Source organism: Streptomyces sp. NPDC059398 (assembly GCF_042751845.1).
Classification (GTDB): Bacteria; Actinomycetota; Actinomycetes; order Streptomycetales; family Streptomycetaceae; genus Streptomyces.
Map to the genome: position 1 here is coordinate 12,548 of NZ_JBHYWP010000089.1, position 22,114 is coordinate 34,661.

The window sequence follows — 22,114 nt, forward strand, 5'->3', positions numbered from 1 at the left end:
CACGGGCGGTATGTGCGGGACGCCGGTGCGCCCCGCACAAGGTTACTGGCTGGGGCGACCGTCCCGTTACGCCGTCCGGCGGCGGCGCCCCGCCCGGCCTCCGCGGCATGTGCGGGGGCCGCCGCGGGAGGGCGGAACCAGGCCCCCGGCCGAAGCGGACCGCACACCGCTACTGGCGCAGCGACCAGCCGTGCTCCTGGAGCGAGGCGGCGAGTGCGGGGGCCGCGCTCGGCTCCACCATCAGCTGCACCAGACCGGCCTGCTGTCCCGTCGCGTGCTCGATCCGTACGTCCTCGATGTTGACCCCGGCCCGGCCCGCGTCCGCGAAGATCCTGGCCAGCTCGCCCGGCTGGTCGCTGATGAGCACGGCCACGACCTCGTAGGCGGCCGGTGCGGCCCCGTGCTTGCCCGGCACCCGGGCCCGGCCGGCGTTCCCCCGCTTCAGTACGGACTCGATGCCCGTGACCCCGGTGTGCCGCTTCTCGTCGTCGGCCGACTGCAGGGCGCGCAGCGCCCGTACCGTCTCGTCCAGGTCGTCGGCGACGCCGGTCAGGACGTCCGCCACCGGGCCCGGGTTGGCCGAGAGGATCTCCACCCACATCCGGGGGTCGGACGCGGCGATCCTGGTGACGTCCCTGATGCCCTGGCCGCAGAGGCGTACGACCGTCTCGTCGGCCTGCTCCAGGCGGGCGGCGACCATCGAGGAGATCAGCTGCGGTGTGTGCGAGACCATGGCGACGGCCCTGTCGTGTGCCTCGGCGTCCATCACCACCGGCACCGCCCGGCAGAGCGCGACCAGTTCCAGGGCGAGGTTGAGCACCTCGGTCTCGGTGTCCCTGGTCGGGGTGAGCACCCAGGGGCGCCCCTCGAAGAGGTCGGCGGTCGCCGCCAGCGGGCCGGACCGTTCCTTGCCCGCCATCGGGTGGGTGCCGATGTACTGGGCCAGGTCGCAGCCGAGCGCCTCCAGCTCGCGGCGCGGCCCGCTCTTCACACTGGCGACGTCGAGGTAGGCGCGGGCGGCGCCGCGGCCGATCGCGTCGGCCAGGGTGGCCGCGACATGGGCGGGCGGCACGGCGACGATCGCGAGGTCGGCCCGCCCTTCGAGCGGTGCGTCGGTGCCGGCGCCGAGCGAGGCAGCGGTACGGGCCTGGGCCTCGTCGTGGTCGACGAGGTGGACCGTGACGCCCCGGGCCGCGAGGACGAGTGCCGCGGAGGTGCCGACCAGGCCGGTGCCGATGACGAGGGCGGTTCTCACTGGGCGATGTCCTTGCGCAGGGCCCCGGCGGCGCCGAGATAGACATGGGTGATCTCGGACCTGGGCAGATCGCTCTCGATGTGCGCGAGGATCCGCACGACGCGCGGCATGGCCCCGGCGATGTCCAGTTCCTGGGCGCAGATCAGCGGGACGTCCACGATGCCGAGTCCGCGCGCCGCCGCCGCGGGGAAGGCGCTGTGCAGATCGGGGGTGGCGGTGAACCAGATGCTGATGAGGTCGTCGGCGGCGAGCCCGTTGCGCTCCAGGATGGCCGTGAGGAGGGCGGCGACCTGGTCCTCCAGGTGTCCGGCCTCGTCCCGCTCCAGCTGGACCGCTCCCCTGACCGCTCGTACCGCCACGTCCCGCTCCTCGCTCCCGTGAAACCTCCGCCGCGCGTCTGCCGCACCGGCTCCGCCCAGAGTAGTCAGCCGTACGGACATCCGGCCTCCCGCGCCCGCCCTGCGAGACGGGGACGGGTGCGGGGACAGGCCGGGACCGGGGGCAGGCCCGGGGGCCGGACCGGGCGGGCCCGGACCCGGGCCCGCCGGGAAAAGCACTCGGCGGCCCGCCGGACCTCGCCTAAGGGCTGTCCCGCAATCCCTGGCGGGCGCACGACGACAGCTACGGCGCCTCGCCGCGTTGTCGGGACGCCCGAATACATCCAGTATGCGGACGCCCCTCCGCCTTGCGATGCACCGCATCTGACGCCGCGCGCTGATCCACCAGGGATTACGGACAGCCCTTAGCCTCTCGGCATGCAGCTCACCCACGCCGATCTGGTCCGCGACCACACCGTCTACTCCTGTGTGATGGGTTCACGCGCCTTCGGCCTGGCCACCGGGGACAGCGACACGGACCGCCGCGGGGTCTTCCTCGCACCGACCCCGCTGTTCTGGAGCTTCGGTAAACCGCCGACCCATGTGGAGGGCCCGGCGGACGAGCAGTTCTCCTGGGAGCTGGAGCGCTTCTGCGAGCTGGCCCTGCGCGCCAATCCCAACATCCTGGAGTGCCTGCACTCGCCGCTCGTCGAGCACACCGACGCCACCGGCCGCGAACTCCTTTCGCTGCGTGGCGCGTTCCTCTCCCGTGAGGTCCACCGCACCTTCACCCGGTACGCGCTGGGCCAGCGGAAGAAGCTGGCCGCGGACGTACGGCAGTACGGCGCCCCGCGCTGGAAGCACGCGATGCATCTGCTGCGGCTGATGACCGGCTGCCGCGATCTGCTCCGTACCGGCGAGCTGGTGATCGGTGTCGGTGACGCCCGGGAGCCGCTGCTCGCCGTCCGGCGGGGCGAGGTGGCCTGGCCGGAGATCGAGCGGCGGATGTCCCGCCTCGCCGACGAGACCGAACAGGCCGCAGCCCGCACCCCGCTGCCGGCGGAACCGGACACCGCCCGGGTCGGGGACTTCCTCTTCCGGACCCGCCGGGACTCGGCGCTCCGGCCGGAGCGGCCCGCCACGCGGTGACCGCTCGGGTGTCCCGGCGGGAGCGGCCCTCCGCTCAGTGACCGCTCGGGTGTCCCAGCCCAGGCATCCCGGCCCAGGTGTCCGGCCCAGGTGTCCCGGCTCAGGTGTCCCAGAGCGCCCCGAGCGCCAGCAGTTCGCCCTGGTACTCGATCCGCTCCGCCCACTCCCGGGGCCAGGCGCCGGGGCCGAGGCGGGCACCCGCGAAGGCCCCCGCCAGACAGGCGATCGAGTCCGAGTCGCCCTGGGTGCAGGCCGCCCTGCGCACCGCCAGGAGCGGTTCGTCCGGGAAGAGCAGAAAGCAGAGCAGCGCGGTGGCGAGGGCTTCCTCCGCGATCCAGCCGTCCCCCGTGGCCAGGCAGGGGTCCGTCTCGGGCGAGGGTGTGCGCAGTGCCGCCACGAGCCGGTCCAGGGCGGCGAGGCAGTCGTCCCAGCCGCGCGCCATGAAGTGGGCGGGGGTCGCGTCCCCGGCGTCCTGCGCGTACGCCCAGAGGCCGCCGAGCCACCGCTCGTGGTAGCGGGTGCGGTTCTCGATGGCGTACGAGCGCAGCTGTCCGGCAAGACCGGTCGGCTCGGCCCCCTGCGCCAGCAGGAACACGGCGTGGGCGGTCAGATCGCTCGCGGCCAGCGCCGTGGGGTGGCCATGGGTGAGGGCCGACTGCAACTGGGCTGCTCCCGCCCGCTGTTCGGTGCTCAGTCCGGGTACGAGACCGAGCGGCGCGACCCGCATATTGGCTCCGCACCCCTTGGAGTGCACCTGACTGGCCTGCTGCCAGGGCCGGTCGCTGTCGAGGAGCCCGCAGGCGGTCAGGCAGGTGTTCCCGGGCGCCCGGTTGTTCTCGGGCGAGTGGTACCAGCCGACGAACTCCTGCCGGACCGCGGGCTCCATCGCCGAAGGTTCGAGCACCCCGCGGTCCATGACGGTCCGCAGGGCCCGGCCCAGCGCGAGGGTCATCTGGGTATCGTCGGTGACCAGGGCGGGGCGGGGCAGCTCCATCTCCCGCCAGGGCCCGCACGCGGCGAGGATGGACGGTACGTCGTCGAACTCGGTGGGGAAGCCCAGGGCGTCCCCGATGGCGAGTCCGGTGAGGGCTCCTGTGGCGGCCCGGCTGGTGGCGGTGGCTGTTCGGCCGGTACGGCTGACGGTGCTCATTCTGGTCGTCCTTCCGGGCGCAGCAGAGGTGGGTGCAGAGCGGTGGCGGGGCCCGCCCGGTAGAGGGCGGCCGGTTTGCCCCGGCCGCCCGTCAGCCGCGCGGCGCCCGGCACGGGTTCGACGAAACCCGGGCTGGCGAGTACCTTGCGGCGGAAGTTGGGGCGGTCGAGCACGGTGCCCCAGACCGTCTCGTACACCTGCTGGAGCTCGCCGAGGGTGAATTCCGGCGGGCAGAAGGAGGCGGCGAGGCAGCTGTACTCGATCCTGGCGCCGATCCGGCGGTGGGCGTCGGCCAGGATCCGGGTGTGGTCGAAGGCGAGCGTGCGCTCCGTGCGGGCCGGCATCCACTGGGCGTGGGCCGCGTCACCGCCGCTCCGCGGCTCCGGCAGATCCGGTACGAGCGCGGCGTACGCGACGGAGACGACCCGCATCCTGGGGTCGCGGCGGGGTTCGCTGTACGTCCGCAGCTGCTCCAGATGGAGCGCGGCGGCCGTCTCCCCGGACAGACCGGTCTCCTCGGCCAGTTCGCGCCTGGCGGCCTCGTCGGCCGACTCGTCGGGCCGGACGAATCCGCCGGGAAGCGCCCAGGCGTCCCGGTACGGCGACTCACCCCGGCGTATCAGCAGGACGTGCAGCGCCCCGTCCCTGACCGTGAAGACGGCCAGGTCGACGGCGACCGCGAACGGCGTGAAGGCGTAGGGGTCGTAGGGCTGGTGTTCCTCCATGCGCGGCCCCCTCCGGCCCTGCCGGTGCCCGGCCTCCCGGAGATCCGGTCCACCCCCGTGGGCCCGGTTCGCCGGGCGGACGCGCACCCGCCGCCCTCCCCTTCGGGGGGCTTTAATGGTCGCTCTGACTATAAAGCAGCCGGCGAGCCGGTACAAGAGAGAAGCGGGCCGGTACAAGAGAACCCGGCCCCCGCACGGAGCGGGGACCGGGTTCCGGAGGTGTCCGGTGCCGCGGTTACAGACCGACTTCCCTCATCAGCATGCCGACCTCGGTGTTGGTGAGGCGGCGCAGCCAGCCGGACTTCTGGTCGCCCAGCGCGATCGGGCCGAAGCTGACCCGTACCAGCTTCTCGACCGGGAAACCGGCCTCGGCCAGCATCCGGCGGACGATGTGCTTGCGGCCCTCGTGGAGGGTCACCTCGACCAGGTAGTTCTTGCCGGTGTTCTCGACGACGCGGAAGTGGTCGGCGCGTGCGTACCCGTCCTCCAGCTCGATCCCGTCCTTCAGGCGCTTGCCGAGATCGCGCGGCAACGGGCCCTGGATCGCGGCGAGATAGGACTTCTTCACGCCGTACCGGGGGTGGGTCAGCCGGTGGGCCAGCTCGCCGTGGTTGGTGAGCAGGATGATGCCCTCGGTCTCGGTGTCGAGACGGCCCACGTGGAACAGCCGCGTCTCGCGGTTGTTGACGTAGTCGCCCAGGTTCTGGCGGCCGTCCGGGTCCTCCATCGAGGAGACGACACCGGCCGGCTTGTTCAGCGCGAAGAACAGGTACGACTGGCTGGCGACCGTGAGTCCGTCGACCTTGATCTCGTCCTTCGGCAGGACCCGGCGGCCCTGCTCCATGACGATCTCGCCGTTGATCTCGACCCTGGCCTGGTCGATCAGCTCCTCACAGGCGCGACGCGAGCCCATACCGGCCCTGGCCAGCACCTTCTGCAGGCGCTCGCCCTCCTCCTCAGCACCGGGGAAGGTCTTGGGCGTCTTCACCTGCGGCCTGTTGTGCCGCTCCCGGTTGCGCTCCTCGATCCTGGCGTCGAGCTCGCGCGGCCGCGAGGTCTCCCGCTGGCCGTGCGGGCCGCGGCGCGGGGGCTGGCCCTGCGTGCTCTTCTTCGGGCCGCCCTTGGCACCGCCGCGCGCCGCCGCGCCCCGGCTGCCGCCGGACTTGCCGCCCGTACCGCCCGGCTTGCCACCCGTACCGCCCGGCTTGCCACCGGCGGCGGGGCGGCCCCGGCCGCCACCCGCGGGCTTGCGGCCCTGGTCGTCGGAGGAACCCGTGCCGACGTCGTAACGCCGCTCCTCGGGGCGGGGGCGGCGCGGGCGCTCCTCCTGCTTGTCGCCTCGCCCTCCGGCGCCGCCGGCCCCGCCGGACGTCCGACGGGGCGGCTTCCCGCCCGCACCACGGTTGTCCCGGCTGCCGGTTCCGCTGTTCCTGCCGTTGCTTCGCATCAAAGTTCCGTCTTGTCGTCTGCGTCGGTGTCCGGACCGTCCGGTGCATCCGGATCGAACGACGGCACACCTTCTTGTGTCTCGGCCTCGATCGCATCCGCCTCCGGGAGGAAGGACGCGAGCTCCGGGAGCTCGTCCAGGCCGCGCAGGCCCATCCGCTCCAGAAAGTAGTTCGTCGTCCTGTACAGGATCGCACCTGTTTCGGGTTCCGCGCCCGCCTCCTCCACCAGACCCCGCTGCAGGAGGGTCCGCATGACCCCGTCACAGTTGACCCCGCGGACCGCGGAGACCCGGGACCTGCTGACCGGCTGGCGGTAGGCGACCACCGCGAGGGTCTCCAGGGCGGCCTGGGTGAGCCGGGCCTGCTGCCCGTCCAGGACGAAGCTCTCGACGGCCCCCGCGTACTCGGGCCGGGTGTAGAACCGCCAGCCGCCCGCGACGAGCCGCAGGTCGAAGCCGCGCCCCTGGACGGTGTACTCGTCGGAGAGTTCACGCAGCGCGTCGGCGATCTCGCGCCGGGACCGGTCCAGGACCTTGGCCAGGTGTTCTTCGGTGGCCGGTTCGTCGACGACCATGAGCACCGCTTCGAGTTCGGGCTTGAGATCGCTCACGCCGTCTCCTCCACCACTTGATCGAATTCGTCGGTCACGACGGGCTCGGCGCCGTCGCCGCCGGTCCAGCGCACCAGCAGTTCACCGAGCGCCTCGGGCTGGTCGAGGGCGACCGCCTTCTCCCGGTAGAGCTCCAGCAGGGCGAGGAAGCGGGCGACGACGGTGAGGGTGTCGGCCGCGTCCTCGGTGAGGGTGTGGAAAGTCACCTCGCCGCAGGAGCGCAGCCGGGCCACCACGATCTCGGCCTGCTCCTGTACGGAGACCAGCGGGGCATGGATGTGGTCGACGTAGATCTGCGGTCTGGCCTTCGGCTGCATCGCCTTCACGGCGAGCTTCGCGAAGCCCACGGCGCCGATGCTGATCACGACGTCGGGGAGCAGCGCCGCGTGGTGCGGCTCCAGGCCCACGGTCCGCGGATACCGCTTGCCCTCGGCCTCGAACCGCGCGCCGAAGATGTCCGCGATCTGCTTGTACGCGCGGTACTGGAGCAGCCGGGCGAAGAGCAGGTCCCGGGCTTCGAGCAGCGCGAGGTCGGCCTCGTCCTCGATCTCGGCGGCGGGCAGCAGCCGGGCCGCCTTCAGGTCGAGGAGGGTGGCGGCGACCACCAGGAACTCGGTGGTCTGGTCCAGGTCCCACTCGGCGCCCATGGCCCGGATGTGCGCCATGAACTCATCGGTGACCTTCGACAGCGCGATCTCGGTGATGTCGAGCTTGTGCTTGGAGATCAGCTGGAGCAGGAGGTCGAAGGGCCCCTCGAAATTGGTGAGGCGCACCGTGAACCGGCCGTCGCCCGGCTCGTCGGGACCACCACCGGGCCCGGACGGACGCCCCTGCGCCACCGGCGGTTCCGGCATCCCGGAAGGTTCCGGCGCCCCGGTGGGTTCCGGCGCCCCGGTGGGCCCGGGCGCCCCGGGCTCCAGGGCCTCGGGAGCCTCCGGCACCTGGGCGGGGACCGACGCCTCGGCGGGCTCCATCACCACAGCGGGGTCCGGCCCCTCCGTGGGCTCCGGCACCTCGGCCGGGTCCAACTCCCCGGCGGGCTCCGGCACGACAGCACGGTCCAGCACCCCGGCGGGTTCCGGCGTCTCCGCGGGTTCCAACACCTCCGCGGCGTCCGGCACTTCGGGAGCCTCCCGCGCCCCGGCCCCTGGCAGGGCCGCAGGCACGGCCCCGGGCGTCCCGGCGGGCTCCGGGGCCTCCTGCCGTACGGACGGCGCCCCGGGGCCGCGCCCCCGGGCGCGGCGGCGGGTCGGAGCTGGGTCGTCGGCGGCAGACATCGCGGTCCAGGGTACGGAAGGACGGGCGCGGCGGGATCACCGCCGCGCAGCCGCTCAGCGTCCGCGCAGCCGCCGTACGAGAATGCTGGCGTCGCCGCGCGACTCCAGGTCGGCGAGGACCACGGCGACCGCCTCCCGGACGATGCGCCCGCGGTCCACGGCGAGGCCGTGTTCCCCGCGCAGCACGAGGCGCGCGTGTTCGAGGTCCATCAGCTCTTCGGCCGAGACATAGACCGTGATCTTCTCGTCGTGCCGCTCACGCCCGGTGGGCCGCCGGTTGGCGCCCCGGCCGCCGCCCCGGCGGCGCTGCTGGCCCACCGGTGCGGCGGGCGCACCCATGGGCCGCGCCTCCTGCGGTCTGCGGCCGGCGGCCGTCTCCGCGTCGGCGGTCCTGCTGCGGGACTCGGCGGTCTCCGCCGCCGCGGTGGAGTGCTCCGCCGCGGCGGACCCGGCCCGCTCGGCGGGCGGCGCGGCCGGTGTCACCGGGTCGCTCTCACCCGCGGGCCCCGGGACCCGGGCCTCGCCGTTGGCCGGCCTCCGCGGGGACGACGACTGGAGCGCTGTCCCCCCGGTCGTACGGAACAGCTCGTCGGCTCCCGGCAGACTCACTCGGCGTGACACCGGGCGAGCACCTCCCTGGCGAGCTGGCGGTAGGCGGCGGCGCCGACCGAGTTGGAGGCGTACGTCGTGATGGGCTCACCGGCGACGGTGGTCTCCGGGAAGCGCACGGTCCTGCCGATGACTGTGTGGTACACGTGATTGTCGAAGGCTTCGACCACCCGCGCGAGTACCTCACGGCTGTGCACGGTGCGGGAGTCGTACATCGTGGCCAGGATCCCGTCGAGCTCCAGGTCGGGGTTGAGGCGCTCCTGGACCTTCTCGATGGTCTCGGTCAGCAGGGCGACCCCGCGCAGCGCGAAGAACTCGCACTCCAGCGGCACGATGACCTTGTGCGCGGCCGTCAGCGCGTTCACGGTCAGCAGACCGAGCGAGGGCTGACAGTCGATCACGATGTAGTCGTAGTCCTGCATCAGCGGCTTGAGCGCGCGCTGCAGCGTGGACTCGCGGGCGACCTCGCTGACGAGCTGCACCTCGGCGGCCGACAGGTCGATGTTGCTGGGCAGCAGGTCCATGTTGGGCACCGCTGTCTTGAGCAGCACCTCGTCCGCCGCCATGCCCCGCTCCATGAGCAGGTTGTAGACGGTGAGGTCGAGCTCCATCGGGTTCACGCCGAGACCGACGGAGAGCGCGCCCTGCGGGTCGAAGTCGACCAGCAGCACCCGCCGTCCGTACTCCGCGAGGGCGGCGCCCAGGTTGATGGTCGACGTGGTCTTGCCCACGCCGCCCTTCTGGTTGCACATCGCGATGATCTTGGCGGGACCGTGGTCGGTCAGCGGTCCTGGGATCGGGAAGTACGGCAGCGGCCGTCCGGTCGGGCCGATCCGCTCGCGGCGCTGACGGGCAGCGTCCGGGGCGAGCGTGGCCGCGTACTCCGGGTCGGGCTCGTACTCGGCGTCGGGGTCGTAGAAGTGACCCTCGGGTACCTCGTTGTAGACGGCGAGATGGGTGGTCGAATCGCCACTCCGGTCGCCGGCCCTGGCGTTCACGTGTAGGCCGTCCATACTCTGGTGGGCTGTCGTCATGTGCGGGTGGGTCTGGTGGCTCGCGGAGGTGCGGACAGCGACGGAGCCGACAGCCTCGCGCCCCGCAGGGCCGTGGCCCCGAGCAGGCGTTCCTGATCGACCACCCCCGGGAGTAAATGTCGACTCATTCACAAGTCGTCTTACCTCCTTGGACGTGACCAGGAAACTTTATCGATAGGTCAGCGTGGCACCATGCCGACGATGGGCGACTCTATGGCGTGTCACCGGTCCGCAGCAACACAATCCGCCGGACCCGGCCCGATGTGTCGGCAACGGAACACCCCGGTGTCAAGGGCGTACGGGGATCACTCGGCGGGTTTCACGGGTGTACGAATCGGCTAAAGGGTTACGTTCACGGCGAGTTGAACGAGGGGCGCAAAGGGGGCAGACGCGCAACCGGCCGGACCTCGGCGAGCAAGGTCCGGCCGGTTGCGTGAGATTGACGACGCCTGTTGACGGGTCAGCCGAGCAGGGTGCCCAGTTCGGTGTGGGGAAGACCGAGGTCCTCGGCGACGGAGCGGTAAACGACCTGCCCGTCATGCGTGTTGAGGCCCAGCGCGAGCGCCGGATCCCGGCGCAGGGCGTCCTCCCAGCCCCGGTTAGCGAGCTCCACGATGTACGGGAGCGTCGCGTTGGTGAGGGCATAAGTCGACGTACTCGGCACTGCACCCGGCATATTCGCCACACAGTAGAACACCGAGTTGTGGACCTGGAACGTCGGCTCGGCGTGCGTGGTCGGTCGTGAGTCCTCGAAGCAGCCGCCCTGATCAATCGCAATGTCGACAAGTACACTTCCGGGCTTCATCTTGGCGACGAGCGCGTTGGTGACGAGCTTCGGCGCCTTGGCACCGGGGATGAGCACGGCGCCGATGACGAGGTCGGCTGCGACGACCGCCTTCTCCAGCTCGAACGCGTTGGAGACGATCGTCTGCACCTTGGTGCCGAAGATCCTGTCGGCCTCGCGGAGCTTGTTGATGTCCTTGTCCAGCAGGGTGACGTGGAAGCCCATACCGATGGCGATCTGGGTGGCGTTCCAGCCGGAGACACCGCCCCCGATGACGACCGCCTCGCCCGCCGCCGTACCGGGCACACCGCCGGGCAGCACACCGCGGCCGCCCGCCGAGCGCATCAGGTGGTACGCGCCGACCTGCGGGGCGAGCCGGCCGGCCACCTCGGACATCGGGGCGAGCAGCGGCAGCTGGCGTCCGGCCGTCTCGACCGTCTCGTACGCGATGGCGGTGGTGCCGGACTCCAGGAGGGCGTCCGTGCAGGCGCGGGAGGCGGCGAGGTGCAGATAGGTGAAGAGCGTCTGGTCCTTGCGGAGCCGGTGGTACTCCTCGGCGATCGGCTCCTTGACCTTGAGCAGCAGATCGGCGGTGGCCCACACCTCGTCGGCGGTGGGGAGGATGCGCGCCCCCGCGGCCATGTACTCCTCGTCGGTGATCGCCGAGCCGATACCGGCGCTCTGCTCGATGACGACCTGATGTCCGTGGCGCACCAGCTCGTGCACGCCTGCCGGGGTGATGGCCACCCGGAACTCGTTGTTCTTGACCTCGCGGGGGATGCCGACCAGCACGTCGATCACGGTCCTTGAATCTGGGGGGTGATGTTCTGGAGATGACGCACATATCCGGCTATGCACAGCAGAGCTGGCGGCATCCCGGATGGACGCGACGAAAACCAGTGTTAATGAAGGACTTCGTACTGTCTAGCCTTCCAAAGCAATAATCTTCAGTCGAGCAACCACGGATTTCGTAGGCAAATCCTCAATCGGCCAGCAATCTCTCAGCCGAACCGCGGTGCAGTCGCGCGGCCGCGGCGTCGCCCAGTCGCTCCAGGGTGTCGGCGAGCCGCATATGCAGCGCCGCCTGAAGCCGCACGTCATCGGCGCGCCGCGCCCACTCCACCGCCTCCGTGCAGGTGCGGAGCGACTCCTCGGGCCGGCCCGCGTACTCCTGCACCCGGGCCACCTCGCTGAGCGCCCGCGCCTGGGCGGGCAGGTCCCCGGTGCGGCGGTAGCCGGCCACCGCGGCCCGCCAGCTGCGCAGCGCGTCGGTGTAGTGCCCCGCATAGGTGTGGACGGCCCCCAGCCGTCCGTGGAGCCGGGACTCGTCCGCCAGTTCCCCGCGCGCCTGCCGCTGGGCGAGCGCCCGCCCGTACCAGTCGCAGGCCCGCTGCCAGTCCCCCAGCTCCTGGTAGGCGCCGCCGACGGATTCCGTCGCCCGGCCGGTCGCGTACGGGTCGTTCGCCCTGCGCCCCGCGTCCAGTGCGGCCCGGTAGCGGGTCAGCGCCTCCCGGGTGCGGCCGGTCCTCGCGTCGAGATCGGCGAGGTTGAGCAGCGCCGCCGCCTGTTCCCGGTGCAGCCCGCGCCGCTCGGCGACACCGAGGACCAGCTGGTGGAGTCCGTACAGCTCGGCGGCCGCCGCCTCGGCGCCGCGGTGCGCGGTCAGGGCCCGTACGAAGGCGGCGACCAGCCGCCGGGCCAGCGTGTCCAGCTCACCGTCCGCGACGGCCAGCCGTGCGCTCGCGAGCAGCGCGGGTTCCCGCAGCCGGAGCCACTCGGCGGCGGCCGGGGCGTTCGGGAAGCGCAGCGTGCGGGGCAGCCCGGCCAGCTTCCTGCGGGACGGCGAGCCGTCCGGGTCGGTCACCGCCCGGCAGGACTGGAGCAGCCGTACGGTCCGTTCGAGCAGCCGGGCCCTGGCCAGCTGGATCTCGGCGGGCCGGTCGTGGTCCTCCGTCAGCGCACGGAGCAGCGGGGCGAGACAGCCCGGCACCTCGTACTGTCCCTGCGGGCAGGCGTGCAGCAGCCCGAGCCCGGCGAAGTCCTCCAGGGTGGAGTGGGCCGCGGACACCGAGCAGCCGGCCAGCGCCGACGCCGTATGCGCGTCGGCCAGTCCCGCGGGGGCGAGGGCGAGGAGCCGCAGTATCCGGGCGGCCGGCTGCGGGAGCGAGGCGTACACGAACCGGAAGGCGCGGGCCAGCGGGCGGGCGGCCGCGGGCTCGTCGGGTCCTTCGGGCATGTTCCGCAGCTGCTGGGCGACGTCCGCGACCGACAGCTTGGGCCGGGCGGCGAGCCAGCCGCCGAGGAGCACCAGGGCCGCGGGCTGCCCGCCGCACTCCTCGGCGAGCGCCTCGGCGGTCCGCGGGTCGACGGTGATGCGGACCGCGCCTGCGAAGCGGCCCAGCAGTCCGACGGCCGATGCCGTGTCCAGACCGCCGAGCGTGCAGGGTCTGACGTCGGGGATGCCGGTCAGCGGACCGGTGGAGACGGCGACCACCAGGGAGCGCGAGACATCGGGGAGGAACGGGTCGACCTGTCCGGCGTCGGCCGCGTCGTCCAGGACGAGCAGTACCCGGCGCCTGGCCAGGGCCTCGCGCACCAGCGCGGCGAGGTCGTCGTCGGCGGCGCCGGCCGGGGCCGGGACCCCGAGCGCGCCCAGCAGCAGACGTGCGGTGTCCCCCGCGGGCACCGGGTCGCCGCCGGATGTGGTGAGCCGGGCGGTCAGCACCCCGTCCGGGTAGTCGGCGGTGAGCTGTCCGGCCAGTTCGGCGGCGAGCGCGCTGCGTCCCGATCCGGGCTTTCCCGCGATGAGCAGCACCCGGGGGCGAGCGCCCTTGCGGCCGGCCAGGGTGTCCAGGCCCGCCCGGGCGATGTCGGCCCGGAGCGCCTTCAACTCCCTCTGCCTGCCGAAGAAGTGACTGCCCGTCCGGTCTGATGCCGATGTCGTGACCCGGTCGACCGCATCCACCGCCTGATCCGTCACGGGCTCGCTCCGTCCGCCTGCACACCGGCCCGCCGGGGGCCCGGACGGGACGGTGCCGAGCGTAGTTCAGATGGCCGGACGAACCAGGCGGGGCGGGGCGGAGACCATAGGCATGTCCCTCAATCGGGTCAGCCGATCATCACACCAGCAATCGGAGGGCTCGGGGCCTCCGCGACGGGTTCTACGCCTCGAAGGGGCGGGCCGGCCAGGGGGCGTCGGCCGGGCGCAGCGCGTCCAGTCCTTCGCCGTTCAGCGCGGCGGTGAACGCCAGGATCCCCACGACCAGGCAGGTGTTGTGCAGTTCCCCGGCGAGCGCGCCCCGGACCAGCTCCGCGGGCTCGACCCGGGCGTGTTCCATGTCGGCCTCCTCCTCCGAGACCTCGAAGCGCGCGCCCTCGGCCTCGGAGACCTGACGGGCCAGGAAGATCCGTACGGCTTCGTCGCAGCCGCCGGGCGTCGGGTAGACATCGGCGAGTACCCGCCAGTCCTCGGCCTTGACGTGCGCCTCCTCGTACAGCTCGCGCTGCGCGGCGTGCAGCGGGTTCTCGCCGGGGATGTCGAGCAGCCCCGCCGGGATCTCCCAGAGCTTCTGGCGTACGGGGTGGCGGTACTGGCGCAGGACGATGACCTTGCCTTCGTCGTCCAGGGCGAGGACGGCCACCGAGCCGGGGTGGACCTGGTAGTCGCGGTGTACGACCGTGCCGTCGGGCATCACCACGTCGTCGGTGCGGACGCTGGTCTTGTTCCCGGTGAAGGGGGTGGTGGTCGCCGTGACCTGCCACTCCTCGGCGGTGTCCCTGATGGCCATGGAAGCGTCCTCTCAAAAGCGGAAACCGGGGCGGGGGTCATGAGATCCCCGCCCCGGCCAACGGTAACGCCCGGGTGTGACGCCCGTGTCCGCGTACCGCCCGGCGGCTACTTGCCCGTCTTGCGCGCCACGGCGGCCTTGACCAGGCCCGCGAAGAGCGGGTGCGGCCGGGTGGGGCGGGAGCGCAGTTCCGGGTGGGCCTGGGTGGCGACCAGGTAGGGGTGCACCTCGCGCGGGTACTCGACGTACTCGACGAGCTTGTTGTCCGGGGAGGTGCCCGAGAAGACCAGGCCCGCCTTGGTCTCCAGCTCGGCGCGGTAGGTGTTGTTGACCTCGTAGCGGTGGCGGTGGCGCTCCTCGACGTAGGGCTGGTCCTCGTACGCCTCACGGACGAGCGAGCCCTCGGCGAGCTTCGCCGGGTAGAGGCCGAGCCGCATGGTGCCGCCCAGGTCGCCCGCGCCCTCGACGTAGGCCAGCTGCTCCTCCATCGTGGAGATCACCGGGTGGCCGGTGACCGCGTCGAACTCGGTGGAGTTGGCGTCGGGGATGTCCGCGATGTTCCGCGCCGCTTCGATGACGATGCACTGCAGACCCAGACAGAGACCGAGCAACGGGATCCGGTTCTCACGGGCGTACTGGATCGCGCCGACCTTTCCGTCCACACCGCGCTCACCGAAGCCGCCCGGGATACAGATCGCGTCGACGTCACCGAGCTGCTTCTTCGCGGCGGCCTGGGTCCGGCAGTCGTCGGACGTGACCCACTTGACCTTCACCCGGGCCCGGTTGGCGAAGCCGCCCGCCCGGATGGCCTCGGTGACCGAGAGATAGGCGTCGGGCAGGTCGATGTACTTGCCGACCAGAGCCACGGTGACCTCGTGGTCGGGGTTGTGGACACGGTCCAGCAGGTCGTCCCAGACGGTCCAGTCGACATCGCGGAACGGCAGGTCGAGCTTGCGCACGACATAGGCGTCCAGGCCCTCGGTGTGCAGCACCTTCGGGATGTCGTAGATCGACTTGGCGTCGACACAGGCGACCACGGCGTCCTCGTCGACATCGCACATCAACGAGATCTTGCGCTTGATCGCGGTCGGCACCTCACGGTCGGCCCGCAGCACGATCGCGTCCGGCTGGATACCGATGTTGCGCAGGGCCGCGACGGAGTGCTGGGTGGGCTTGGTCTTCAGCTCGCCCGACGGGCCGATGTAGGGCAGCAGCGAGATGTGCACCACGAACACGTTGTCCCGGCCCACCTCATGGCGGACCTGGCGGACGGTCTCCAGGAACGGCAGCGACTCGATGTCGCCCACCGTTCCCCCGACCTCGGTGATGACGACGTCGACGTCCTCCGTGGCCATCCGGCGGATACGGTGCTTGATCTCGTTGGTGATGTGCGGGATGACCTGCACGGTGTCACCGAGGTACTCGCCGCGCCGCTCCTTGGCGATGACCGTGGAGTAGACCTGACCGGTGGTGACGTTCGCGGAACCGTCGAGATCCACGTCGAGGAAACGCTCATAGTGGCCGATGTCCAGGTCCGTCTCAGCGCCGTCGTTGGTGACGAACACCTCGCCGTGCTGGAACGGGTTCATCGTGCCCGGGTCGACGTTCAGGTACGGGTCGAGCTTCTGCATCGTGACGCGCAGGCCGCGGGCCTTGAGGAGCGCACCGAGACTGGAGGCGGTCAGCCCCTTGCCGAGCGAGGATGCGACACCCCCGGTGACGAAGATGTGCTTGGTCGTCGCGGATGCTGAGTTGCGGGCCTGCATGGCCAAGAGGGGGCTCCCGTGGTCGCGATCTGGAGTGCGTGCCGACACGGGGCCCGGAGACTTCCGGGGGTGCCGTCGCTGCGGTTCGGGGCGTGATGACCACCGGTCCACGGGCCACCAGGGTATCAGCGACCGCGAGAGGCTGCTTCCGGCCACGCACCGCGCCGACTCCGCCACGCACAGCTCAGGCTTCACGGGAAGGTCATCATCCGGTCACCCAACACTCACCCGTTCAGCGCAGTCGCGTTGCCGGGCGGGTCATGCGGATCACCTGGGTGCGTCGTATCCTGCTCGGACACTCGCTGCCGAGGCGGCCGGAAACGGCACCACCCCCGCCCGTTCTCCGGAACGAGCGCCCGCCAGCGCTTATTCAAAAAGCCCCTGACTGCAACACAAGCGCCCCGAGGGGCGACGTGGCCGTTCGACTGGAGATTGCACGTGGCCGGGCGCATCGAGGATTACGCACTCATCGGAGACATGCAGACCGCCGCCCTGGTCTGCCGGGACGGGACGGCCGACTGGCTGTGCCTTCCCCGCTTCGACTCGCACGCCGTCTTTGCCGGACTGCTGGGAACCGAGGAGAACGGTTTCTGGCGGCTCGGCCCCGCACATGCCGCTTCGGCATGCCCGCCGGCCGCCGACCGGCGCCGCTACCGCGGGGATTCACTGATCCTCGAATCGGAGTGGGACACGCCGCGCGGCACCGTCCGTGTGACGGATTTCATGCCGCCCCGTGACGGCGCACCCCAGCTGATCCGGATCGTGGAAGGGGTGAGCGGGCGCGTCCCGATGCGCTCCACCCTCCGCATGCGGTTCAGCTACGGGCGGGTGACGCCCTGGGTCCACAAGGTGGACGGGCGGACCGTCGCCGTCGCCGGGCCCGACTCGGTCTGGCTGGACACCTCGGCCGAGACCTACGGCGAGGACCTGACGACGTACTCCGACTTCACCGTCGGACCGGGCGACAGAGTCGCCTTCACCATCAGCTGGGAGCCGTCGCACAAGGCCCCGCCCGCGCTGCCCGAGCCGGAGAACTCGCTGGAGGCGACCGAGGACTTCTGGCGCGACTGGGTCGACCAGTGCACGTACCACGGCCCCTACCGCGAGGCCGTGGTCCGCTCGCTGATCACCCTCAAGGCGCTCACCTACGCGCCGACCGGCGGCATCGTCGCCGCCCCGACAACCTCACTGCCCGAGGACATCGGCGGCTCGCGGAACTGGGACTACCGCTACACCTGGCTCCGCGACGCGGCCATCACGCTCTCGTCGCTGCTGCGCACCGGCTACCGCGAGGAGGCCCGAGCCTGGCGCGAGTGGCTGCTGCGGGCGGTCGCGGGCGACCCGGAGAACCTGCAGATCATGTACGGGATCGCCGGCGAGCGCGAGCTCGGTGAGGCGGAGCTGGACTGGCTGCCGGGGTACGAGAACTCGGGCCCCGTCCGGGTGGGCAACGGCGCGGCCGGACAGCTCCAGCTGGATGTGTACGGCGAGGTCACCGAGGCCCTGCACCTCGCGCATATGACCGGTCTGGCCCGCAGCGACTACGCGTCGCTGCTCCAGATCAAGCTGATCCGGTACCTGGAGGACCACTGGGACCAGCCGGACGAGGGCATCTGGGAGGTGCGCGGACCGCGCCGCCACTTCGTGCACTCCAAGGTGATGGCCTGGGTCGCTGTCGACCGGACCATCAAGCTGATCGAGTCCGGGGACGCCGAGGGACCCGTCGAGCGCTGGCGCGAGCTGCGCGACGACATCCACCGCGATGTCTGCGAGCGGGGTTACGACCCGGAGCGCAACACGTTCACGCAGTCGTACGGCTCGAAGGAACTGGACGCCTCCCTGCTGCTCATCCCGCAGATGGGGTTCCTGCCGCCGGACGACAAGCGGGTCATCGGCACCGTCGAGGCCATCCAGCGCGAGCTGTCCACGCCGGACGGCTTCGTCCTGCGCTATCCGACGACGGGCGGCTCGGCGGGCGTCGACGGCCTGGAGGGCGACGAGGGCGCCTTCCTCGCCTGCTCGTTCTGGCTCGCCGACGACCTGGCGATGATCGGGCGGGTGGACGAGGCGCGCAAGCTCTTCGAGAAGCTGCTCGGGCTCCGCAACGACCTCGGGCTGCTCGCCGAGGAGTGGGACCCGCGGCTCCAGCGGCAGGTGGGCAACTTCCCGCAGGCCTTCAGCCATGTGCCGCTGATCGACACTGCGCTGCGGCTCACGGCCTCGGGGGCGTACGGAGGGTGACCTGCGGCCGGGGGCCCACGGAGGGTGACCTGCGGCCGGACGGCTTCCGGTAGCGTCCGGCCCATGGAGAACCAGGGCGGGATCACGGTGCAGCGGGCGCTTGAGCTGCCGGGACTGCGCGGTGGGCTGCCCGAGGTCGTCGCGGGCGCCGACCGGCTCACCCGTACCGTCCGGTGGGTGCACGCGGGCGAGGTGCCGAACATCGCCTCGCTGCTCAAGGGCGGCGAGCTGCTGCTCACCACGGGGCTGGGGCTCGGTACCCGCCCCGCCGAGCAGCGGGCGTTCGTACGCCGCCTCGCCGACCGCGGTATCGCCGCCCTGGTGGTGGAGCTCGGGCCGCGTTTCTCGCGGCTGCCTTCGACGCTCGTGGAGACCGCGCGGGCGGCGGGGCTGCCGCTGGTCCAGCTGCACCGCGAGGTGCCCTTCGTCTCGGTGACGGAGGAGGTGCACACCGAGATCGTCAACGGTCACTACGCCCTGGTGCAGCGCGCCGACGAGGTGCACCGGCGGTGCACCGAGGCGCTGCTCGGCGGCGGCGGAGTGCCTCAAGTCCTGGCGATCCTGGCCGAGTTCACCGCCAACCCGGTCTTCCTCGAAACCCCGGACGGACAGCTGCTGTACGCGGCGGGCGAGGGCGAGCCGCTTCAGGTGTGGGAGGGGCTGCGGGGCCATCGCCCGGCGGGCGCGGTCCTGGTCGATGTGGCGGGCGGCGGCTCGGGCAGCGGTTCGGTGCGGGCCAGGCTGGCCCTGCTGCCGGTGTCGGCGCCGCTGGCCCAGGTGCACCGGATGGCCGCCGAGCGGACCGCCGGGATCCTCGCCGTCGTGCTGATGCAGGCCCGCCAGGAGGAGGAGCTGGCCGCACGCGGACGCGGTGACTTCCTGACCGATCTGGCCGAGGGGCGGGTCTCCGCTCATGACGCGCCCGCGCAGGCCCGGGTCCTCGGTTTCCGGCCGGGTGAGGGCCCGCTGCTGCCCGTGGTGATGCGGCTGGCGGCCGAGCTGTCGCCGTCGGGGAACTGGGCGGTGCTGGCCCGCGCGGTCCTGGAGGAGCTGGGTTCGGTCGGGGCGCCGGTGCTGCTCGGCGTACGCCCGGTGGAGGGCCGGGTCCCGCTGCTGCTGGCTCTGCGTACGGAGTCGGAGCGCTCCGCCGTGGCCGACCGGGTCGCGGTCGCGCTGCGGGCCGGTGTGGCGCGCGCGGGTCTGGAGCGGGCCGGCGCGCATCCGCCGGTCGTCGTGGTGGGGGTGGCGGGCGGCTGGGCGGCGGCGTCGGCCGGACTGCGGCACGCCGCCGAGACGGCGACGGCCGCACAGGGGCTGCCCGACCGCCCCTGGTACGACGCGCGGCGCCTGGACATCGACCTGCTGCTGTGGCGGCTGCGCGACCAGCCTGACCTCGCGGCCTTCGTGGACCGGGCGATCGGGCCGCTGCGCGAGCACGACCGGACCTCGCGGCCCGCACTGCTGCCGACGCTCCAGACCTATCTGGCGCACGCGGGCCGCAAGGCCGAGACGGCCCGCGAGCTGCATCTCAACCGCCAGACGCTCTACAACCGGCTGGCGCGGATCGCCGAACTGCTCGGTACGGACCTGGACGACCCGCAGACGGTGCTCGCCCTGAGCCTGGCCCTGCGGGCCCGCCGGCACACCCCCTGAGCCGGCATCCCGCCCCGCCCCAGCCCCCGCCACCGGGCTGCGGGTGACAGACGGTCAGCGCCCGTCGGCGGTCCCGCTCAACTCGCCGTGGATTGGTTCAGATCGCCGTGGACTCGGTCAACTCGCCATGGATTCGGTCAACTCGTCGTAGACACTGAGCACATGGGCCACCGTCTCGTCCTCGGTCGGCCAGCTCGCGGCCTGAGCGAGGCCCGCGGCGGCGAGCCGCTCCCGGTGTCCGGGGTCGCCGAGCAGGGCGGTCACCCGCGCGGCCAGCGCCTGCGGGTCCCCGTACGGGACGAGTTCGGCCGCGTCACCCACCAGCTCGGGCACCCCGCCGACCGCCGTGGCGACCAGGGGCACCCCCAGTCGCAGCGCCTCCTGCGCCAGCAGCGACCGTGCCTCCCAACGGCTGGAGAGCACCGCCACATCGGCGGCGGCGAGCAGCTCCGTCACGTCCTCGCGGCTGCCCATGAGCCGGACCGCGAGCCCGTCGGCCGCGATCCGGCTCTGCAGCGCGGCACGCTCCGCGCCCTCGCCCGCGATCACCAGCAGCGGTACCGGGTCGAGGTGCTGCCAGAGCCGCGCCGCGTCGAGCAGCGTCCCGTAACCGTGGTGCGCGACGAGGCTTCCCACCGCCATCACCAACGGCCGGTCCACCGCACCCAGTTCCGCCCGCGCCTTGCTCTCGGGGCCGGTCGCCGCCGTTCGGGGCGCGGGGGCAGCGACCGGCGCGAGCCGCGCGTCGCGCGCCCCCCGGCTGCGCGCCCTGTCGACCAGTTCGGACGACGTACCGAGCACAACTGCCGCCGCCCTGGCGGCCCTTCGCTCCATCAGCCGCAGCAACCGCGCCCGTGCCCCTTCGGCGTGCGGGCGGGTGTGCCAGGTGACGACGAGCGGCCTGCGCACTCCGCTGAGCGCGAGTGAGCTCCGTACGGCGGCGTTCAGACCGTGCGCGTGGACGATGTCGGCCCGCAGACAGGCGGCGCGCAGCGCTGCGACGGCCGCCGGATCACTGCGCCGGGGTACGGGCACGAAGTGCGCGCCTGCCTCGCCGAAGCCGTACGTCCCCTCAAGCTCGACGGGGGCGCACACCGTGACGTGCACGCCCCGTTCGACCAGGCCCCCGGTGAGCGACCGGACATGTGCGCTGCTGCCGGCGCTGCCGCCGCCCAGCACCTGTACGGCGCGGAGAGGTGAACGGCCGTACGGCGGGACCTGGGTGCTGCTCACTGACCGGAGCTCCTGAGTCGGCGTCGGACGGATGTGTGCGCCCCAGGATGCCAGCCCGCGCGCGGGTTCCGGCACTCCCCGGGGGCCTGGCCCCGGTACGGGCACGTCAACGCGCGGGCGCTGTCACTCGCATGGGTGAGATGCGGCTCAACAGGCTGCCGCGCGGCTCACCTTGTCACCGTACGCGGCGGCGGCGACCACCGCCGCCGCGTGTGCGGCGAGCCCGGCCCGGCCGTTGCCCGCGACGATCGCCACACCGAGCGCGGCACCGAGCGCATGCGCCCCCGCGTCGCCCAGCATGGTCTGTTCGGCCAGATCGTCGATGACGACCGCGGCGGCGGCCCCGAGCGGTGCGGCGGCGAGCGCCGCCGCCGGGCCGCGCCGCAGCAGACCCGGCGCCGTGAGACCGAGGACCGCGACGGCGGCCCGTCCCGGGCGCACGTCCACCAGATTGACGAGGTGGGCGCTGCCCGCGACGACGACACCGGCCAGCACCCGGTCGGCCGGGCGGTCCCTGAGGAGCGCGCCCGCGGCCAGACCCGCCGCGCCGATCCCCAGGAGCTTCACGGCGCCGCTGGTGATCTCGCCGTGGCGCAGCGCCCCGAGATGGGCTCGGAACCCACGGCGCGGATCGCCCGCACCCGCGGTGTCGTCGTACGCCCCGCAGGCCCCGGCGGCGAGCACGGCCAGAGCCGCCGCACCGCGCGCCCGGGGCGGAAGGGTGCAGGCGAGCGCGCCGAGCGCCGCCCCGACCGTGGTGGCGGGGCCCGCGCAGAGATCGACCGTGCGCCCGGCGTAGTTGGTGCGCTCCCAGCGCGCCGCGCCGCCCGGGAACCGGCGGCGCAGCCCCGTCGCCGCGGCGCGGGTCGCGCCGAACGAGACGAGAAGTGCGGTGGTGCGGGCGCCGTGTCTGGTCATGCGCCCACCCTAGGCGGCCCCTCCGCCGCACCCAGGGACGGGGCGGGGGGGGGGGGGGCGGGCCCGGCCCCGCCGCGGGGAGCCCCGCGGGCGCCGGCGCGACGGCCCCCCCGCCGCGCCCCCCCCCCCCCCGCCGCCGCCCCCGCCCCCCGCCGCG

General features: G+C 72.7%; 18 protein-coding genes. 3 read left to right on the forward strand and 15 right to left on the reverse strand.

All coding sequences use genetic code 11. The features are described from left to right. Nucleotides 1-169: 169 nt before the first annotated feature. Entirely contained in the window at nt 170-1,255 is a 1,086-nt protein-coding gene (locus ACFXBC_RS26695; RefSeq protein ID WP_385029532.1) for a prephenate dehydrogenase, read from the reverse strand. Next, nucleotides 1,252-1,614, reverse strand: a complete 363-nt coding sequence (aroH, locus tag ACFXBC_RS26700; RefSeq protein WP_385029535.1) for a chorismate mutase — start codon at nt 1,612-1,614, stop codon at nt 1,252-1,254. Before aroH ends, ACFXBC_RS26695 begins: the two co-directional genes overlap by 4 nt. 396 nt (nt 1,615-2,010) lie before the next feature. Between aroH and ACFXBC_RS26705 the strand changes: the two genes are divergently transcribed. Beyond that, nucleotides 2,011-2,721 carry a DNA polymerase beta superfamily protein gene (locus tag ACFXBC_RS26705; protein WP_385029538.1) on the forward strand — a complete coding sequence of 237 codons (711 nt, stop codon included), beginning with the start codon at nt 2,011-2,013 and terminating at the stop codon, nt 2,719-2,721. Between the two features lie 100 nt (nt 2,722-2,821). On the opposite strand, the gene ACFXBC_RS26710 is transcribed toward ACFXBC_RS26705, so the two are convergent. The 11 genes from ACFXBC_RS26710 to ACFXBC_RS26760 all read right to left on the reverse strand — a co-directional run bounded on the left by ACFXBC_RS26710 (nt 2,822) and on the right by ACFXBC_RS26760 (nt 15,912). After that, nucleotides 2,822-3,871 carry an ADP-ribosylglycohydrolase family protein gene (locus tag ACFXBC_RS26710; protein WP_385029541.1) on the reverse strand — a complete coding sequence of 350 codons (1,050 nt, stop codon included), beginning with the start codon at nt 3,869-3,871 and terminating at the stop codon, nt 2,822-2,824. Continuing rightward, entirely contained in the window at nt 3,868-4,596 is a 729-nt protein-coding gene (locus ACFXBC_RS26715; protein ID WP_385029544.1) for an NUDIX domain-containing protein, read from the reverse strand. The genes ACFXBC_RS26710 and ACFXBC_RS26715 overlap by 4 nt, the downstream gene beginning before the upstream one ends. Before the next feature lie 235 nt (nt 4,597-4,831). After that, the gene (locus ACFXBC_RS26720) at nt 4,832-6,043 is read right to left on the reverse strand and encodes a pseudouridine synthase (protein WP_385029548.1); all 1,212 of its coding nucleotides are present in this window, start codon (nt 6,041-6,043) and stop codon (nt 4,832-4,834) included. Further along, the gene (scpB, locus tag ACFXBC_RS26725; RefSeq protein ID WP_385029580.1) at nt 6,043-6,618 is read right to left on the reverse strand and encodes an SMC-Scp complex subunit ScpB; all 576 of its coding nucleotides are present in this window, start codon (nt 6,616-6,618) and stop codon (nt 6,043-6,045) included. Before scpB ends, ACFXBC_RS26720 begins: the two co-directional genes overlap by 1 nt. 32 nt (nt 6,619-6,650) lie before the next feature. Then, a complete protein-coding gene (locus ACFXBC_RS26730; RefSeq protein ID WP_385029551.1) occupies nt 6,651-7,931 on the reverse strand; it encodes a segregation/condensation protein A in 1,281 nt (426 codons plus the stop codon). A gap of 54 nt (nt 7,932-7,985) precedes the next feature. Continuing rightward, nucleotides 7,986-8,540, reverse strand: coding sequence for a hypothetical protein (locus ACFXBC_RS26735; RefSeq protein ID WP_385029583.1), 555 nt, complete (start codon nt 8,538-8,540; stop codon nt 7,986-7,988). Beyond that, nucleotides 8,537-9,706 (reverse strand): ParA family protein, encoded by a 1,170-nt coding sequence (locus ACFXBC_RS26740; protein WP_385029554.1) that lies wholly within the window; start codon nt 9,704-9,706, stop codon nt 8,537-8,539. Before ACFXBC_RS26740 ends, ACFXBC_RS26735 begins: the two co-directional genes overlap by 4 nt. Before the next feature lie 328 nt (nt 9,707-10,034). After that, the gene (gene ald, locus ACFXBC_RS26745) at nt 10,035-11,150 is read right to left on the reverse strand and encodes an alanine dehydrogenase (RefSeq protein ID WP_385029586.1); all 1,116 of its coding nucleotides are present in this window, start codon (nt 11,148-11,150) and stop codon (nt 10,035-10,037) included. A gap of 190 nt (nt 11,151-11,340) precedes the next feature. Then, complete coding sequence (locus tag ACFXBC_RS26750) at nt 11,341-13,338, reverse strand: tetratricopeptide repeat protein (protein ID WP_385029556.1); 1,998 nt, start codon at nt 13,336-13,338, stop codon at nt 11,341-11,343. Nucleotides 13,339-13,519: 181 nt separating this feature from the next. Further along, entirely contained in the window at nt 13,520-14,146 is a 627-nt protein-coding gene (locus tag ACFXBC_RS26755; RefSeq protein ID WP_385029559.1) for an NUDIX domain-containing protein, read from the reverse strand. 107 nt (nt 14,147-14,253) lie between these two features. After that, nucleotides 14,254-15,912: a CTP synthase gene (locus tag ACFXBC_RS26760; RefSeq protein WP_385029562.1), complete on the reverse strand. Its 1,659-nt coding sequence runs from the start codon at nt 15,910-15,912 to the stop codon at nt 14,254-14,256. Nucleotides 15,913-16,350: 438 nt separating this feature from the next. Here ACFXBC_RS26760 and ACFXBC_RS26765 point away from each other — a divergent pair, with 438 nt between their 5' ends. Continuing rightward, on the forward strand, nt 16,351-18,153 hold the full coding sequence (locus tag ACFXBC_RS26765) for a glycoside hydrolase family 15 protein (protein ID WP_385029565.1): 1,803 nt from the start codon (nt 16,351-16,353) through the stop codon (nt 18,151-18,153). Nucleotides 18,154-18,216: 63 nt separating this feature from the next. Further along, nucleotides 18,217-19,806, forward strand: a complete 1,590-nt coding sequence (locus ACFXBC_RS26770; RefSeq protein WP_385029568.1) for a PucR family transcriptional regulator — start codon at nt 18,217-18,219, stop codon at nt 19,804-19,806. 117 nt (nt 19,807-19,923) lie between these two features. On the opposite strand, the gene ACFXBC_RS26775 is transcribed toward ACFXBC_RS26770, so the two are convergent. After that, entirely contained in the window at nt 19,924-21,039 is a 1,116-nt protein-coding gene (locus ACFXBC_RS26775) for a glycosyltransferase family 4 protein (RefSeq protein WP_385029571.1), read from the reverse strand. A gap of 147 nt (nt 21,040-21,186) precedes the next feature. Continuing rightward, nucleotides 21,187-21,957: a hypothetical protein gene (locus ACFXBC_RS26780; RefSeq protein ID WP_385029574.1), complete on the reverse strand. Its 771-nt coding sequence runs from the start codon at nt 21,955-21,957 to the stop codon at nt 21,187-21,189. Between the last annotated feature and the right edge of the window lie 157 nt (nt 21,958-22,114).